Raw genomic sequence first — 17,311 nt, forward strand, 5'->3', positions numbered from 1 at the left:
GTAAGTACCGACATTGTAAGTGTTTCACGCCCTGGCTGTCGAATTGAGCCCGGCGATTTATTTGGCTGCATACTCTTGGTAGATGATGGGCAAGCGCCCGTTTCGCAAGAGAAAACGTGAAAAATATGACAATGTTTGCGTGCAAGTCATCAGCGAGTCGCATCCAATTAGTTTAGACTTGCGCTATAAAATTCAGGAGAACTAATGAGTATCACGATAGAAGCAGTCAAAGCAGCATTGTCCACAGTCATAGACCCTAATACCGGCAAGGATTTAGTCAGCAGCCGTTCTGCAAAAAACATCCAGATCAATGGCACCAACGTCATATTCGACGTGGAGCTGGGTTATCCGGCAAAAAGCCAGATCGACGGTATACGCAAGGCATCTATCGCGGCAGTACGCACGATAGAAGGCATAGGTAGCGCGACTGCCAACGTGCATTCCGTCATCGTGGCGCACTCGGCGCAACGCGGTGTGAAGTTGCTGGCAAACGTTAAAAATATTATTGCAGTGGCGTCCGGCAAGGGCGGCGTCGGCAAATCGACGACATCCGTGAACTTGGCGCTGGCCTTGGCGGCAGAGGGGGCGCAAGTCGGTATTCTGGATGCAGATATTTACGGTCCTTCGCAACCGATGATGATGGGCATTTCCGGTCGGCCGGAAAGTGCCGATGGCAAAACCATGGAGCCGATGGAGAACTACGGTCTGCAGGTTTCCAGTATCGGTTTCATGATCGATCCGGATGAACCTATGGTGTGGCGCGGCCCTATCGTGACGCAAGCTTTGACGCAACTGCTGGAACAAACCAACTGGCGCGATCTTGATTATCTGATCGTCGATATGCCGCCAGGTACTGGCGATATCCAATTGACGATGTCGCAAAAAGTGCCTGTTACCGGTGCTGTAATCGTTACCACGCCGCAAGACATCGCCTTGCTGGATGCGCGCAAAGGTTTGAAAATGTTTGAGAAAGTCGGCATCCCGATTCTCGGCATTGTGGAAAACATGAGTACGCACATCTGCTCCAACTGCGGTCATGCCGAAGCGATTTTCGGTGAAGGCGGCGGCGAAAGAATGTGCGGCGAATACGGCGTGGATTTCCTCGGTGCCTTGCCGTTGACAATGTCGATTCGTCAGCAAGCGGATTCAGGCAAGCCGACAGTTGTTGCCGACCCTGATGGCCCGATTGCCGTGATCTACAAACAGATCGCGCGCAAGATTGCGATCAAGGTTGCAGAAAAAGCCAAAGACATGTCGGCGAAGTTCCCGACCATCGTGGTCAAGAACGACTAAGCTTGCCGGCTTGATGTAATATGTATTTACGCGTATGGTTGCTTTAAAGTACTAATGTCAGTTAATAAGTATTGATGCGTGAGCAGCGATTGCTCACGCGTTATTCATGATTTTCCTTCATCGTTTGCAAGCGCGATTTTCAGAGACGAAATCCGATTTGCAGTTTCGGCGCACAATAGTAATTGCGTCGCTATCGTTACAACGACAGGCAGAATATGCCGGAATGAGGAGACATGGAGACAGAAGCAATCCGCATTGGTGTCATCATGCAATGCACGCCTTTATCAAGCAGATGGCAGCCATTTCAATGGCTGCCGATTGAAATCGTTGGGCAGGTACCGGAGCTGAATGCGCCGCGTTGCCTGCGTAATGATCCGGCCGATACGCGTTGGTTATTCAACGGTATCGACGTCACCTTGTGCAGTAGCGAGGCAGAAGGCTATTTCCTCAACATCAGTGCGCCTGTGCCGTGCTGGTTCATTATGTGGCGCATCGAAGATATCGATGGCGTCGAACTTGCAGTTCCCAAATCAGTCACCCTGTCGTACAACGAAGCAGCCCGTCTGATGGATGGTGGCGAGCGGGTGGATACCTTGCCGGCCTCTGCTGAAATTGTCGAGCGCCTGACCGCGTTTACGCACGACTATTACCATCCAGAGCCTAAACGCAAACACAAGAAGCCATCGTTTGAAGGCGGTGAAGGCGTCGCTAAAATGGCCCGCGCCGAAGGTGATCACCATGGCGGCTGAAGATTTTTTCACTCGCTGGTCGAAAAAGAAAAGCGATACGGTAACGGCGCCTGATGCCGAAGTTGCGGCTACGGATACTGCCGTGCATCCCATGACCGAGGCGCGCAGCAATGACGAAGTCACTCCGATTCCTGATGCTGCAGTCAAGCCCTTGCCGACTCAGGAAGACGTCGACAAGCTGACACATGACTCTGATTATTCCGCCTTCATGACGCAAGGGGTGGATGAGTCGGTCAAGCGTTCTGCGATGAAGAAATTATTTACCGATCCGCACTTCAACATCATGGATGGCTTGGACATCTATATCGATGATTACAATAAATTTGAACCGATCACGCCAGAATTACTGGCTTCGTTGAATCACGCGAAAGCATTGCTTGATCCCTTGTCGCAACTCAAGACTCCGATGATGCGTTTGCTGGAAAAAATACCTGAAGCACAAGAACAAGCGACAGATGGCGAGATGCCTGTGATTGGCGAACAAGTACGCGCATCGGATAGCGCGGATAACACGTCGCCTGATAATGCGCACGAAAAAGACTATGCTGAACAGCAGATACCTCAGGCAGCCGAGATTCTGCCGGATCAATCAATAGAAGAATCCAGCGTAAAAAATCCCAAAGCCAAACCTGACGTCGACGACGTTTAGGATTGATTCAATAGCCAGCCTCTACAAGCCAGCCAATGACAACAGAATTCAAAGTATGTAATTGCAATCGAACCATGCCGTTGGATGCTGCTGCAGGCGCGCAGCTTGGCGCAGCACTCGGCACCAGCGTATTACCTGTCGCCACCGAGCTTTGCCGAAGGGAAGTCGGCGCGTACATGTCATCGCTGGATGGCGTGGACGATGTGGTTGTGGCCTGCACGCAAGAGCGCGCCTTGTTTGCCGAGATCGCACAGCAAAAGAACTCGGTTGCTCCTTTACGCTTTGTGAATATTCGCGAGACTGGCGGTTGGGGTGCGCAATCAAAAAGTGCCTTGCCGAAGGTGGCCGCTTTGCTGGCCGCCGCCGCATTGCCTGATCCAGAACCTGTACCCACTGTCGATTACCAATCGGCCGGACACGTATTAATAGTAGGGCCGGCGGATCGCGCTTTGTCCTGGGCCAAACGTTTGGGTACGCAACTTGATGTCAGCGTTTTATTGACGGGTAATGCCGCTGGCGAGATAGCGCAGGACAGGGAATTTCCTTGTTTCTCCGGCGATCGAGTCGCCATTACCGGTTGGCTGGGCGCATTCACAGTGAAATGGCAGCAAGCGAACCCGATTGATCTGGAAACCTGTACGCGCTGCAATGCGTGCGTAGAAGTTTGCCCGGAAAATGCAATCGATCTGATGTATCAAATCGATCTGTCCAAATGCAAGTCGCATAGGGATTGTGTGAAGGCTTGCGGAACAATAGGTGCAATCGATTTCACACGGATTGTGACTGAACGCAGTAGTGAATTCGATTTGATTTTCGATTTGTCCGATGCGGCCTTGCTCGGCTTGCATCAACCACCGCAAGGTTATTTTGCTCCAGGTGCATCCATCGATAAACAGATGGATGAGGCCTTGAAGCTGACGCAGATGGTAGGCGAATTCAGCAAGCCAAAATTTTTCATCTACAAGGAAAAATTATGCGCGCATGGCCGCAACGGCAAGGTTGGCTGTACTTCCTGCATTGATGTATGTTCGGCAGAAGCCGTCAGCCATAACGGCAATCTGATCAAGGTTAATCCGAATCTTTGCGTGGGTTGCGGTGCATGCACGACAGTATGTCCATCCGGCGCATTGGCCTACGCTTATCCGCGCACGACCGATACCGGTACGCGCGTGAAGACGATGTTGAATACCTACGCCAAAGCTGGCGGAGTTGAGCCCATGCTGCTTTTGCATAATCAGGAGCAGGGCGCAGCAATGGTCAGCGAGCTGGGACGGCTGGCGCAGGCTAAAGGCAAGTTGCAGGGCATGCCGGCACGCGTCATCCCGCTTGAGTTGCATCATGCAGCATCGACCGGCATAGACATCTGGCTGGCCGCAATTGCCTATGGTGCTACGCATGTAGCGATACTTACGACTACGCAAGATGCGCCGCAATACGTGCATGCCTTGACGCAGCAAATCGATATTGCGCAAACCATATTGAGCGGTCTTGGGTATGAAGGCGTGCATCTGTCGCTAATTCAAGCAAGCAGCGTTTCGCAACTTGATGCAGCGCTTGCCGCAATCGAGCCTGCACAAGTCCCGTCAAAACGAGGATTGTTTAATGTGGCGGCGGATAAACGCAACACGCTGGAACTGGCAATCGATCATCTGAAGAGCTTTGCCCCGCTAAAACCGGATGAGATTGCTTTGCCTGCTGGTGCACCGTATGGCATGGTCATCGTGAACAAGGATGCGTGTACCTTGTGCATGTCATGCGTAGGCGCCTGTCCTGAGTCCGCGCTAAGCGATAACGCAAATTCTCCGCAGTTGCGTTTCATCGAAAAGAATTGCGTTCAATGCGGCCTGTGTGAAAAGACCTGCCCTGAAAATGCAATCACGCTGGCACCGCGCTTGTTGCTGACGGATGCGGCAAAAAATCTGCAGGTCTTGTATGAAGCAGAGCCATATCATTGCATCAGCTGCCAAAAACCATTTGGTACGACAAAGATGATTGAAAACATGGTGAGCAAGCTCTCTTTGCACGGCGCATTCTCCGGCAATATCGACAGACTCAAGATGTGTTCAGACTGCCGTGTTATTGACATGATGGCCAACAAAACCGAATCGTCGATCGCAGATTTGAAGTGAATAGAAGCAGTTGAGTAATTGGTTTGTAACGGACTGTGATGGATGAAATGCGGTCTATTCATTTAAATAAAAGTACTGACAGGCTCACATGACAAGCACCCAGGCAATCAAGTTTGAATCGCAAGATCAAGGTGAAGAAACCGCACGCGCTGATCTTTATGGTTTGTTGGCGACCCTGTTGTATGCGCCACCACCGCAAGCTTTGTTAACTACGATAGGCAGTGCAGTGGTGCAGGGCGACAGTCTGCTGGAGCATGCATGGGCTGATCTGGTCGCTGCTTGCAAGACAGCGCAGCAAGAAGCTGTGCGCGAAGAATATGAATTGCTCTTTATCGGCGTGGGTAAGCCGGAAGTGATGCTGTACGGCTCGTTTTATCTTTCCGGCTTTTTGATGGAAAAACCCTTGGCGGAGCTGCGTACTGATTTATCGCTGTTGGGTTTGCAACGATCGGACGATGTGGTTGAGAGTGAAGATCATCTGGCATCACTATGTGAAGTGATGCGCTACTTGATTGCCGCTGATGACGTGGTGCATGCGAATCTCGCAGTGCAGGAGAAGTTTTTCAATACGCATATGCGTGCCTGGGTGCTGGATTGCTGTAATGCGCTGGAATCCAGCTCAAACGCAAATTTCTACAAACCGGTGGCGCGCCTGGCGCATGCATTTTTTGAAGTTGAAATGCAGGCTTTCGATATGGCTTAGTTGATATGGTTCAGCCATGTCAGATTCAAATTTATTAATAAAATTACAAATATTTTTGAGTTTGAAGCTGGTTTTACCCTGAAAAAGTGCAATTTTTATTATTTATGGCGTGCAAGTTGCAAAAAGGTATGCTAAGTTGTGAAAATAGTACATAGGAATTAAAAAACATATTACGTCCTGCCCCAATTACAGGAGACGATCATGTCCGAGCAATCCCGCATTCCCCGCCGTACTTTCTTCGCAGGCTTGGGCTTAGTCGCCGCAGCCGGCGTTGCCGCCAAATTAGCTCCCGAATCTGCAACTTCTGCCCTGGAAAACGCACTGTCCCCGCAAGAGCCTGAAGGCGACAGCTACCGTTTGACAGAGCACGTCAAAAAATACTACCGCACCACCACAATTTAATTACGAGGTGACGTCATGCTGTTAACTCGCAAAAGTAACGCTGCAGAGCGTTCGCCTGCTCGCTTCACATCCAGCCTTGCCGATAGTCTGTCGCGTGCTTTGCCGACTATGGACAGACGCGGTTTTCTCAAGCGTTCCGGCATTGGTATCGGTGCTGGTATTGCTGCCGCACAGCTCGGGCTGATTCAAAAAGCCAAAGCAGCAGAAGGCGGAAAAGCTGCAGCAGGTGGCAGCAAGATCGAAGTAAAACGTACAGTCTGTACGCACTGTTCAGTCGGTTGCGCATCGGATGCGATCGTTGAGAACGGCGTGTGGGTGAGACAGGAGCCGGTGTTTGATTCGCCGCTTAACCTCGGTGCGCATTGCGCCAAAGGTGCAGCATTGCGTGAGCATGGTCACGGTGAGTATCGCCTGAAATACCCGATGAAACTGGTCAACGGAAAATACCAGCGCATCAGCTGGGATCAGGCGATGAATGAAATCACAGCCAAGATGCTGGATATCAAAAAAGTCAGCGGCCCTGATTCTGTTTTCTTCGTCGGTTCTTCCAAGCACAATAATGAACAAGCTGCGCTGTTGCGCAAATTCGTTTCTTTCTTCGGTACCAATAACACCGATCATCAAGCCCGTATTTGCCACTCAACCACGGTCGCTGGTGTAGCTAATACCTGGGGTTATGGCGCGATGACCAATAGTTACAACGACATGCAGAATTCAAAAGCTGCGTTGTACATCGGTTCCAATGCGGCTGAAGCACATCCGGTTTCCATGCTGCATATGCTGCACGCGAAGGAAACCGGTACCAAGATGATCGTGGTAGATCCGCGCTTTACGCGCACGGCCGCAAAAGCTGATCAATACATACGCATACGCTCCGGTTCGGACATTCCTTTCCTGTGGGGCGTGCTGTATCACATCTTCAAAAACGGCTGGGAAGACAAACAGTACATTCACGATCGCGTCTATGGCATGGAAAAAGTCAGAGACGAAGTCATGAAATGGACACCGGAAAAAGTTGAAGAAGCCTGCGGTGTGCCGGAAGCAGAAGTCTATAAAGCCGCAGAAACGATGGCAAAAAATCGACCATCTACCATCGTGTGGTGTATGGGACAAACGCAGCACTCGATCGGTAACGCGATGGTGCGTGCCTCCTGCATTCTGCAACTGGCTTTGGGTAATGTAGGTAAATCCGGCGGTGGCACAAATATTTTCCGCGGCCACGATAACGTACAAGGTGCGACCGATGTAGGTCCTAATCCTGATTCGCTGCCGGGCTATTACGGCCTAGCCACTGGTTCATGGAAGCACTGGTGTGCGGTATGGGGCGTCGATTATGAGTGGGTGAAGAAACAGTACGTTTCGCAAGCCATGATGGAAAAATCCGGCACTACGGTATCGCGCTGGGTCGATGCTGTGCTCGAGAAAAGCGAAAATATAGATCAGGACAACACGGTCAAGGGTGTGCTGTTCTGGGGCCATGCGCCAAATTCGCAGACCCGCGGGCTAGATATGAAAAAAGCCTTCGACAAGCTCGATTTGTTGGTCGTCATTGATCCCTATCCATCCGCGACGGCAGCGATGGCGGCGATGAAAGTTGATGGACAGGAACTTAATCCGAATCGTGCTGTTTATCTATTGCCGGCTGCGACTCAGTTTGAAACATCTGGCTCGGTGACAGCGTCGAATCGCTCTCTGCAATGGCGTGAAAAAGTAATCGAACCATTGTTCGAGTCGCGCACCGATCACATGATCATGTATCAGATGGCGCAAAAACTGGGTTTTGGCAAAGAGCTGGTCGCCAAGATTAAACTGGTTCCAGGCAAGGGCGGCATGATGGAGCCGGAACCGGAAGCCATGCTGGAAGAAATCAATCGTGGTTCATGGACCATCGGTTATACCGGCCAATCACCGCTGCGTCTGAAAGCACATATGCGCAATATGCATATGTTCGATGTGAAGACATTGAAATGCAGCGGCGGCAAGGATGCTGCAACCGGTTACGACCTGACCGGCGATTATTTTGGTTTGCCATGGCCTTGCTATGGCACACCAGAGTTGAAGCATCCAGGCTCCCCTAATCTCTATGACACGTCCAAAACAATGATGGAAGGTGGCGGTAATTTCCGCGCCAACTTCGGTGTCGAAAAAGATGGCGTTAGCTTGCTCGCGGAAGACGGTTCACACAGCAAGAACGCGGAAATTACAACCGGTTATCCAGAGTTTGATCACATCCTGCTGAAAAAACTCGGTTGGTGGGATGACCTCACCGATGCAGAGAAAAAAGCTGCGGAAGGCAAGAACTGGAAAACCGATCTTTCCGGCGGTATTCAACGTGTGACGATGAAAGTGCATGGTGTGCATCCATGGGGGAATGCGAAGGCACGTGCTGTGGTCTGGAACTTCCCTGATCCAGTGCCGCTGCATCGCGAACCTATCTACGGTACACGTCCGGATCTGGTTGCCAAATATCCGACGCACGATGACAAGAAAGGTTTCTGGCGCATGCCGACCTTGTACAAGTCGCTACAAGACAAGAATGTCGAAGCCAAGCTGTACGAAAAGTTTCCTATCATTCTTACTTCAGGACGTCTGGTCGAGTACGAAGGTGGCGGCGAAGAAACACGTTCGAATCCTTGGTTGGCCGAATTGCAGCAAGATAACTTTGTCGAGATCAATCCAAAAGCAGCATCCGATCGCGGCATACGTAATGGCGACTATGTGATTGTCAGCACACCGACCGGAGCGCGCATCAAGGTCAAGGCTTTGGTGACGATGCGTGTCGGTGTAGACACTGCCTTTATCCCTTTCCATTTTTCGGGCTGGTGGCAGGGCAAGGACATGATCGATTCGTATCCAGAAGGCGCACATCCTATCGTGCGTGGTGAAGCGGTGAATACTGCAACGACTTACGGTTACGACTCGGTCACGATGATGCAGGAAAGCAAGACCACCATTTGCAATATCGAGAAGGCAGCGGCGTGATTATCAGCGGTAGAAACAACGAGCAGTGAACAGCACAGCACAAGCAGCAAATATAAATCGTTGAACGTTGATAAGAATAGCTAAGGAGAGATCAAAATGGCACGAATGAAATTCATCTGCGATGCAGAGCGCTGTATCGAATGCAATGGCTGCGTGACCGCGTGCAAAAACGAGCATGAAGTGCCGTGGGGCGTCAATCGACGACGCGTAGTCACGGTCAACGATGGCATAGTCGGACAGGAAAAATCGATCTCAGTCGCCTGCATGCATTGTTCCGATGCGCCTTGCATGGCGGTTTGCCCGGTCGATTGCTTCTATCGCACCGACGAAGGTGTGGTCTTGCATGACAAGGATATCTGTATCGGTTGCGGTTACTGCTCGTATGCTTGCCCGTTCGGCGCACCACAATTTCCATCCAATGGCACCTTCGGTTTACGCGGCAAAATGGATAAATGTACATTCTGCGCCGGCGGTCCGGAAGAGAATGGTTCGAAAGCAGAGTTTGAGAAATACGGACGCAATCGTCTGGCTGAAGGCAAGTTGCCGGCTTGTGCTGAAATGTGTTCAACCAAAGCCCTGTTGGGTGGCGATGGCGATGTGATTGCCGATATTTTCCGAGCTCGCGTACTGCGTCGAGGCAAAGGCAGTGAAGTCTGGGGTTGGGGCACCGCTTATGGCAAGTCACATAATCCGGAAGCGAAAGCACCTCCAGCGGAGAAAAAATCATGATGCGTACCCTATTGATTTCATTACTTGCGTTGGGCATGTTTGGCTGCAGTGAAACAAGCCAATCGCAAGCCGATGCGCGTGTGTCCGGCGACGTGCCTCCCTATAAGGGCGCAGTGAACGATCCTTATGTGATCAAGGGCTGGACAGCCGGCAACAAGACCGAGTGGGATACGCAAATGCGTAATCGCGCACAAGCACAGAACGAGTACGTGAAAGTCAATTAAGGCATTCACGAGGAGAATGATCATGCATACATGGTTCGCCAAACTCGCTATCGGTTTGTCGCTGCTTGTTGCGACCGCCGGTATAACGTCGGCTCAAACGAATCAAACTGCTGCAAATAAAGCTGCAGAATCCAAAGCGGAAGCAACACCGCCGCCGGCGGTACAAAATATGTCGAATATTCAATCCGACGATATTTTGTACATGAAACAGAATCAGGCTGAACGTACTCAGGTTCAGCCGGGTAATCTGGCGCCGGTTTATCGTCAAATAAAAGAGGGTGGCGAACACTACTCCAGCCTGCCTGCACTGGAAGCAGGTGTGTTGATACAGCCTAAAGCACAGTTTCCAGGGCAAGCCCGTGCAACGACTGCGGGTGAAGCCTGGCGACAATATCGCAATGGCCCGCTGACGACATACGGTGGCTGGCTGATCATTGTTGCTGTCGTGGGGATAGCGGCTTTTTACTTGGCGGTTGGCACCATCAAATTGAAAAGCGGACGTACTGGCCGCCTGATCGAGCGCTTTACATCGTTCGAGCGCACCGCGCACTGGACAGTCGCCATCAGCTTTCTGACTCTGGCACTTACAGGTCTGATCATGTTGTTTGGTAAATATGTCGTGTTGCCGGTATTTGGCCATACTGCGTTCGGCTGGCTCGCGTATGCGTGCAAGAACGTACATAACTTTGTCGGACCGGTGTTTACCGTTGCTCTCATCGTGATGTTCGCAATTTTCGTCAAGGATAACTTCCCGGCCAAAGCGGACTGGCAATGGTTGAAGAATCTGGGCGGTGCACGTGGTCATGCCAGCGCAGGTCGCTTCAATGCCGGTGAAAAATTATGGTTCTGGGGCGGCCTGGTCTTTCTAGGCTTGATCGTCAGCGCATCCGGTTTTGTACTCGACATGCTGGTGCCTGGCATTCTGTACACCCGCGGCAATATGCAGATTGCCAACGTGATTCATCTAGTGGGTGCGGTAATGGTATTCAGCGCATCGCTTGCGCATATCTACATCGGTACGCTCGGGATGGAGGGTGCTTTCGAGGCGATGTCGACAGGTTATGTCGACGATGCGTGGGCCAAGGAGCATCACGATATCTGGTATCAGGAAATTGAAAGCGGCAAAGTCCCACGTGTTCGCAGTGAAAAAAGTGCGGATAAACTGGGTATTCCGGCCAAGGCTGTCTAAGGAGGCATACATGAGCAAGATACAGATGAGCAAGTTACTGATCGCGTTGATGGGCTTGATGGTCATGGGCGTGGCTGCGGCAAAACTGCCACCCTTGAGCGACGAAGCAAAAGCAAAAGCCGACGAGGCAAAAAACAAGACGGCATGGAACGACAAGGTTGCGGCTTATCAGTTATGCCAGGCGCAGGATAAGGTCGCTGCAAATTACCTGAAACAAAAAGGCAAACCAAAGCCGGCAATTGAAGTCCCAGCCTGTACCAATCCAGGGCCGTATGTCGCGTTGCAGGTTGCGACTTCTACCGTTGGTGTGGCTGACGCGAAACCGGTTCCTGCCGCTGGCGCAAAAAAGTAATCCGTCTTCACAATAGGCAATCCGCCTTTTAAAGGTGGATTGCCCGCAGGCTGCCATGAACCCTGCGCATCTCTTGCCGTTATAATCCCGACTGTGCCAACAAAAATGCGATGTCATAGGACATTTCATGTAGTTGCGCGCCACGCATCATGTAAAAACATGAATCCGATAGTGAACAAGGTCGTTTTCCTTGTCCAAAATGAGTTGCCATGTCGTATCGCCCAGAATTTACCAGCACGCCGATCAAACTGACGTATGACGTCAATGCCGTCAATGAAAGTACGCAAGTGTCGACGATTGCGATTCCTGCCGAACGTCCGTTGACGGTCTACGTCGATGGTCGCGAACTGGTGACGCTGATGACCTTGGGCGCCGCACCGGAAGCGCTCACACTGGGTTATTTACGCAATCAGCGTTTGGTAGAAACGATAGAAGAAGTTGTTGCCATCCACGTTGACTGGAACAAGCATGCAGTGGCGGTAACCACGCGTGGCGGAATCGAGAATATTGAAGAACGCACAGCCAAGCGTGTGGTGACCACTGGTTGCGGACAGGGCACGATGTTCGGCGGCTTGATGGACGAGGTCGATACGATAGTCTTGCCGCCAGATGCAAGATTGAAGCAATCTACTTTGTATAAAATCGTCAACAAGATACGCACGCAGGATTCTGTCTACGCAAAAGCGGGCTCCGTGCATGGCTGCGGCTTGTTTTCATCGGAAGGTGAATTGCAGTATTTCATCGAAGATGTGGGGCGTCACAATGCTGTTGATTCCATAGCCGGCATTATGTGGCTAGAAAATATCAGCGGCGCAGACAAGGTTTTTTATACGACAGGCCGACTGACATCCGAGATGGTGATCAAGGGCGCACAGATGGGCATGCCTTTCCTGATTTCTCGTTCCGGCACTACACAGATGGGACATCTGGTGGCGGAAAAGGTCAACATGACCTTGCTGGCACGTTGCACCGGCAAACATTTTTTGCTGGTGACCGGCAAGGAACGTATGGTCTACGAGCCGGAATTACTGGACGTTCCGCTTCACGTTGCCTGAGACAGCTTGCCCATTACTTGGCGATATATTCGTCGGGCGCATTGAAGTCTTCTATCGATGCACATTTAGAGTGCGTTAAAATTGCCGCAACATAATAAATAGCGACGAACTCGTTGCTCTTACTTCCTTCTTTCCATGCCATTAATTGACGCCACCCAGGCTGCTTTCGGTTTGCTCTTTTCGGGCGACCCTGTGCTATGGCGAATTATCTGGATCTCGCTGAAGACATCGATAGTCGGTTTGCTGATTGCCGCACCGATCGCAGTGTTGATCGGTTACGTGATTGCAACACGGGAATTCACGGGACGGCGCATAGTGATCTGGATTGCGCAGGCGGCCTTGTCCCTGCCTACCGTTTTGATTGGCTTGCTGCTGTATCTGCTGTTGTCTCGCCAAGGACCTTTCGGTTCGCTGCAATGGTTGTTCACGCAATCAGGCGTTATTCTCGGACAAATCCTGATCGTGCTGCCGGTGTTGATTGCGTTCACCTTGTCGGCAGTGCAGGCCGCCGATCCGCGTTTGGCGGAAACCGCGATTGTGCATGGCGCTTCCAGATGGCGTGTGATGTTGACGGTATTGCATGAAGTACGTTTCGGCGTGATGGCGGCTGTGATTAATGGCTTCGGTCGCGTCATTTCTGAAGTCGGTTGCGCGATGATGGTAGGCGGTAATATCGCCGGCGAAACACGTACCATCACAACCGCGATTGCGCTGGAAACCAGCAAAGGCGAATTCGCTCAAGGTATCGCGTTGGGGATTGTCCTGGTGGCGTTTGCCTTGCTCATCAACGCCGGCATGATGCTATTGCAAGGCGATACACGCCCTGCGAGGAATATGTGATGACTGCATTGTTAACTATCCACAATCTGCAAAAGAAATTTCATCAGCGGCAATTGCTGAATATCAAAAACCTGGCTATTGCTGCGGCGCAGGCTTATGTGCTGACCGGCGCCAACGGTTCAGGAAAAAGTACCTTGATGCGTATCCTGGCAGGACTGGAATCAGCCGATGCGGGGGAAGTGAAATTTAATAACGAAGCAGTCAATCTGTCACCTTATCCGCGCACCATGCGTGATGCCATCGTCTACGTACATCAACATCCTGTGATGTTTTCCACCAGCGTTGCCGACAATATTGCGTATGGTCTGACTGTACGCGGTGTAGCGAAAAATATCGTTGCTGAAAAAGTGGAAGAAGCAATTGAATGGGCCGGCATTGTGCACTTGCGCAAGAGCATTCCGGCATTCTTGTCCGGTGGTGAAAAACAGCGTGTCGCGTTGGCGCGTGCGCGTGTATTGTCACCGAAATTATTGTTGCTCGATGAGCCGACCGCCAATCTGGATGGTGCTGCTCGCGAACAGGTGATTGCGCTGATTCCGACTTTGGTGGGCGAGGGCAGTAGCGTCATTATGGCTTGCCATGACAGGGATTTAATTGCCTTGCCGGGTGTGCAGCGCTTGAAAATACGTGACGGTACACTGGAAGTCAAAGAGATTAATCTGCACCATTAGTCGTGCAGATTTTTTGAGGCGCTTTGTTCTTAAGGCAAGCGCAATGTAAAAAGTGCGCCGCCATTTGCTAGTGTTTTCAAGTGAGTGCTGCCATGCCGATCTTCATTTTGATGCGCGCGGGCGATTGCTTCGCATAAAGCCATACCCAAACCAGTAGATTGTTTTTCTTCTGTCGTTCCCAAGCCTGGCCCATCATCCTGAATCGTGAAAACGATGTAGCCATCTCTTTTTGCACAGGCAATGCTGATTTCTGATTTTGCAAAACGCAGCGCATTTTGCAAAGCTGCGTCCAAAGCCATACCCACCAGATGTTCATCAAAGAATGCGATGGTAGGCATGTCGTCGTCATTGATGCTTATCTGTTTTGCCGGACGCTCGACGGAATGAACAACAGGATGATGACGAATCAAGGCTTGTAAAAAATCATCCGGACTGACAGCTTCAATACGCGCGTTCAAACCGTGTTCGGAAGCTTTGTACAGAGTCAAGAATCCTGTCAATTTTTCACGCAGAGCGATGCAGCTCATATGCGCTTGCTTAGCCAGCGCATGATCGAGATCTGCGGTCAAAGCTGATAATTGTCCTTCCAGTGCACCTAATGCATTCTTCAAATCGTGCACGATGACAGCAGTCAGTTGCGGACTCATGGTCAGGCCTCGCGCGCGACTTTAACCAGCGTTTCACGAAGGAAGCGGTACATCTTCGCGACGCGTTCGCTGTTTGGCATCAAGCCATCGAGTTGTGCCAGATAACCGTTAACACGTTCAACATAGGATCTATCCAGACCTTTCTGGCTCATCCACAGCAAATGCAACTGAGCGGCAGCGAGCAGCACGCCAGTGTTGTCGGGTGTTGCGACCAATGCTTCTTCCAGTTTTTCCAGTGATTCGTCGAATTGGCCGTTACGCATCAGTTTGGTCGCTTCATCTACGATCAAGGCTCCTGCGCTGATCGATTCTTCGACGATTTTTTCGATCATGGCTTCGTTGCCGGTGTCTTTCAACACTCTGCGTGCGAACGCGACCAGCCTTTCGTTTTCATGATCTGCCTTGATGGCCTTGCTCATCATGCGCGCGCCTTCTTCATTCAAGCCTACGCAAAATGCTGCTTTGGCGAGCGTAAGTGAATCGGCATCAGCACGGATTTCACCGGCGGCTTCCTTGGCGGATTCGTATGCAGCCTTGGCTGACTCCATATCGCCCAGGCCGGCAAAAGCCTGCGCTGCAATAATCGCCTGCCGCGTTGGAAAAGAGGGATCATCCTGGTAATCCTTGGCCGCGACACTCAATACCGTCAAAGCCAGGGTCGGTTCGCGTGTATCGACATGTACTTGCGCCAGTGACAGTGCATCTGACGCTTGTGCCGTCAACGAGCCGCGAGTATGACTGACTGCCTTGGTGAAAGCAGTGAGGGCTTGTTCCAGATCGCCGACACGATATGCAGCATCGCCGACCAGACGACTGCGGCGTGCAGAGGGAATGACTTCATAAGACTTGTTCAAGGCATCAAGCGCTTCCTGATCCTTGCCTTGCGATTCGGCGATCTGTGCGAGCAGATCGTAGGCGCCGATGAACTGGTTATTCTTTTCGAGTACGCTTTCCACGATGACTTTTGCTTCATCGAGTTTGCCTGCCGCTTGATGGCAGCGTGCCAATCCCAGTTTGGCCCAGACCAGATCGTTGCGCAGGCTCAACGCTTCTGCGTAGACTTTGCGCGCAGCTTCAATATCGCCAAGATCAAGCGCGGCAGATGATTTCAATTTGAGAACATCGACTATCCATTTCGGATCGCTTTGCGCAACCTTGTCGCATTCGGCAATCGCACCGGCAAGATCCTTGCGATCCAGCCTGTCGGTGATTGGTTTGAGCGCATGCTGCCTGTCGAGCAGACGCTCGATGCGATCTGCGATGCGGCCACCGGTCAACGGTTTGACCATGTAGGCATCAGGTTGAAATTCTGCGGTGCTGGCAACGCTGTCGTAGCTACTTTCTGCCGTGACCATGAAGAACATGGCAGTTGGCGACAGCATCTTGTTCGAACGCAGAAACTCCAGCATTTGCTGACCGTTGGTTTCCTTGTTGAGGTTGTAATCGCACACGATCACATCGTAATTGGCGTTGCGTATGAACTTGATCGCGTCATCCGGCGTGGCCGCCTGATCAACCTGTTCGATACCCAATTGTCCTAATTGAGTCCGAATGTTTTGCCGCATTGTCTGCAAATCATCGACGACCAGGGCGCGCAGTTTGGCAAGACGGCTATTGAGGATAGTGGCCATGTGCATATGAGGATGATAGTTCTCTCATCATACCGGGCTGCGGCTGACTTTAGAAAGTCTGCGTTGCAAAAACATCATTTCCCGATGGGTAGTTGCGCACATGATGCTGTTAAGTTTTGACGGCATCATGTGCAGGCTACAGGGCACGGCGGCTCAATGGTGGTAGCGATACTCTTGCGTGTATCCACCGTAGCCGTAAGATGCCGCTCTGACGTCTTGGACGTAGATGTAACTCTCTTCATGCAGATTACCCAGGATGTGTTCAAAGCCTGCAAACGCTTCCTTGATATACAGCGCTTTCTCATCCTTGGTATTGGTTTCGTCGGTAATCTTGATATCGAAGTAAAAGCTGTTCTTGTTTTGCTCGCTCAAAAGATGCCCGCCAACGACCCAGCTATCGCGTCCTGTGAAATCAATGGCGATGGCCGTGACTTCACGTTTCTTTTTCAAAATACGGCTAGTCAGATCAAGCAATAGGTCGGATATCTGCTTGACCAATTCTGGCGATTTTTCGGCACTTACTTTGACGTTGAGGATAGGCATTTGAATCTCCAATTAGTTTGCTATGCAACTACTTCGTTAAAAAAAAGCTCAAGCTATGGTTGAGCGCACTTGTTTCACTTTGGTGACGGTTTCATCAAAGTGAGCCAAACCAAGTTCTTTCTTCAAGCGCTTGGTTACTTCGCCGCTTGCGGCATCGAGTTGTTCCTGCAAGGCAATTCCGGCCGCGGTTGCCTGTATTGCTGATTCTCGACCGTCGTTACCGGTAGCCTGGCGTAACAACAATCCCAATTGCTGCAAACCATCCAGCGTACGCGTCGCGGTGGAGCGTGAAATCGCAAGCTCCCTAGCCAATTCGCTTTGCAACATGTCGGGCTTTTTCAATACCGCACGCAGCATGAATGCCTGTGACGGTGTCAGGCCGAATGGCTTGAACGCCTTGCTCCATTCACGTTCAAGAACGCGGGCGAGGGCAGTCGTATTGAAATAGAGGCAGTAATCAAACATGAAGCAAGTCTAGGATAATTTAGTTCGCTATGCAACTATAATTTGTGCGGGCTTGGAT

18 protein-coding genes are annotated in these 17,311 nt (G+C 51.2%); 14 read left to right on the plus strand and 4 right to left on the minus strand.

Features of this window, described 5'->3' with window-relative positions:
• Positions 1-204 precede the first annotated feature (204 nt).
• From apbC to Hfont_RS10495, 14 genes are all read left to right on the plus strand, one after another.
• Entirely contained in the window at positions 205-1,293 is a 1,089-nt protein-coding gene (gene apbC / locus Hfont_RS10430) for an iron-sulfur cluster carrier protein ApbC (protein WP_112992303.1), read from the plus strand.
• Positions 1,294-1,526: 233 nt separating this feature from the next.
• Entirely contained in the window at positions 1,527-2,042 is a 516-nt protein-coding gene (locus Hfont_RS10435) for a DUF3305 domain-containing protein (protein ID WP_112992304.1), read from the plus strand.
• The gene (locus Hfont_RS10440; protein WP_112992305.1) at positions 2,032-2,691 is read left to right on the plus strand and encodes a DUF3306 domain-containing protein; all 660 of its coding nucleotides are present in this window, start codon (positions 2,032-2,034) and stop codon (positions 2,689-2,691) included. The genes Hfont_RS10435 and Hfont_RS10440 overlap by 11 nt, the downstream gene beginning before the upstream one ends.
• 74 nt (positions 2,692-2,765) lie before the next feature.
• Complete coding sequence (locus tag Hfont_RS10445; RefSeq protein ID WP_112992306.1) at positions 2,766-4,820, plus strand: 4Fe-4S binding protein; 2,055 nt, start codon at positions 2,766-2,768, stop codon at positions 4,818-4,820.
• A gap of 88 nt (positions 4,821-4,908) precedes the next feature.
• Positions 4,909-5,523, plus strand: a complete 615-nt coding sequence (locus Hfont_RS10450) for a TorD/DmsD family molecular chaperone (protein ID WP_112992307.1) — start codon at positions 4,909-4,911, stop codon at positions 5,521-5,523.
• Positions 5,524-5,724: 201 nt separating this feature from the next.
• A complete protein-coding gene (locus Hfont_RS10455; protein ID WP_112992308.1) occupies positions 5,725-5,925 on the plus strand; it encodes a hypothetical protein in 201 nt (66 codons plus the stop codon).
• 15 nt (positions 5,926-5,940) lie between these two features.
• The gene (locus tag Hfont_RS10460; protein ID WP_112992309.1) at positions 5,941-8,907 is read left to right on the plus strand and encodes a formate dehydrogenase subunit alpha; all 2,967 of its coding nucleotides are present in this window, start codon (positions 5,941-5,943) and stop codon (positions 8,905-8,907) included.
• A 96-nt stretch (positions 8,908-9,003) separates the two neighbouring features.
• On the plus strand, positions 9,004-9,636 hold the full coding sequence (fdh3B, locus tag Hfont_RS10465) for a formate dehydrogenase FDH3 subunit beta (RefSeq protein ID WP_112992310.1): 633 nt from the start codon (positions 9,004-9,006) through the stop codon (positions 9,634-9,636).
• Entirely contained in the window at positions 9,633-9,860 is a 228-nt protein-coding gene (locus Hfont_RS10470) for a hypothetical protein (RefSeq protein WP_112992311.1), read from the plus strand. The genes fdh3B and Hfont_RS10470 overlap by 4 nt, the downstream gene beginning before the upstream one ends.
• A gap of 22 nt (positions 9,861-9,882) precedes the next feature.
• On the plus strand, positions 9,883-11,049 hold the full coding sequence (locus tag Hfont_RS10475; protein WP_112992312.1) for a formate dehydrogenase subunit gamma: 1,167 nt from the start codon (positions 9,883-9,885) through the stop codon (positions 11,047-11,049).
• 10 nt (positions 11,050-11,059) lie between these two features.
• Positions 11,060-11,401: a hypothetical protein gene (locus Hfont_RS10480; protein ID WP_338322780.1), complete on the plus strand. Its 342-nt coding sequence runs from the start codon at positions 11,060-11,062 to the stop codon at positions 11,399-11,401.
• A gap of 209 nt (positions 11,402-11,610) precedes the next feature.
• Positions 11,611-12,456 carry a formate dehydrogenase accessory sulfurtransferase FdhD gene (locus Hfont_RS10485; RefSeq protein ID WP_112992313.1) on the plus strand — a complete coding sequence of 282 codons (846 nt, stop codon included), beginning with the start codon at positions 11,611-11,613 and terminating at the stop codon, positions 12,454-12,456.
• Between the two features lie 135 nt (positions 12,457-12,591).
• Positions 12,592-13,296 (plus strand): ABC transporter permease, encoded by a 705-nt coding sequence (locus tag Hfont_RS10490; RefSeq protein ID WP_112992314.1) that lies wholly within the window; start codon positions 12,592-12,594, stop codon positions 13,294-13,296.
• A complete protein-coding gene (locus Hfont_RS10495) occupies positions 13,296-13,967 on the plus strand; it encodes an energy-coupling factor ABC transporter ATP-binding protein (protein WP_112992315.1) in 672 nt (223 codons plus the stop codon). Before Hfont_RS10490 ends, Hfont_RS10495 begins: the two co-directional genes overlap by 1 nt.
• Before the next feature lie 29 nt (positions 13,968-13,996).
• Here Hfont_RS10495 and Hfont_RS10500 read toward each other — a convergent pair whose 3' ends face one another.
• The 4 genes from Hfont_RS10500 to Hfont_RS10515 form a co-directional block, all read right to left on the minus strand.
• Entirely contained in the window at positions 13,997-14,614 is a 618-nt protein-coding gene (locus Hfont_RS10500) for a sensor histidine kinase (protein WP_112992316.1), read from the minus strand.
• A 2-nt stretch (positions 14,615-14,616) separates the two neighbouring features.
• Positions 14,617-16,245: a tetratricopeptide repeat protein gene (locus Hfont_RS10505; protein ID WP_112992317.1), complete on the minus strand. Its 1,629-nt coding sequence runs from the start codon at positions 16,243-16,245 to the stop codon at positions 14,617-14,619.
• Between the two features lie 153 nt (positions 16,246-16,398).
• Positions 16,399-16,788: a tautomerase family protein gene (locus Hfont_RS10510; protein WP_112992318.1), complete on the minus strand. Its 390-nt coding sequence runs from the start codon at positions 16,786-16,788 to the stop codon at positions 16,399-16,401.
• Positions 16,789-16,836: 48 nt separating this feature from the next.
• The gene (locus Hfont_RS10515; RefSeq protein ID WP_112992319.1) at positions 16,837-17,253 is read right to left on the minus strand and encodes a MarR family winged helix-turn-helix transcriptional regulator; all 417 of its coding nucleotides are present in this window, start codon (positions 17,251-17,253) and stop codon (positions 16,837-16,839) included.
• Between the last annotated feature and the right edge of the window lie 58 nt (positions 17,254-17,311).

Origin of the sequence: Herminiimonas fonticola (assembly GCF_003293745.1) — a bacterium.
Classification (GTDB): Bacteria; Pseudomonadota; Gammaproteobacteria; order Burkholderiales; family Burkholderiaceae_D; genus Oxalicibacterium; species Oxalicibacterium fonticola.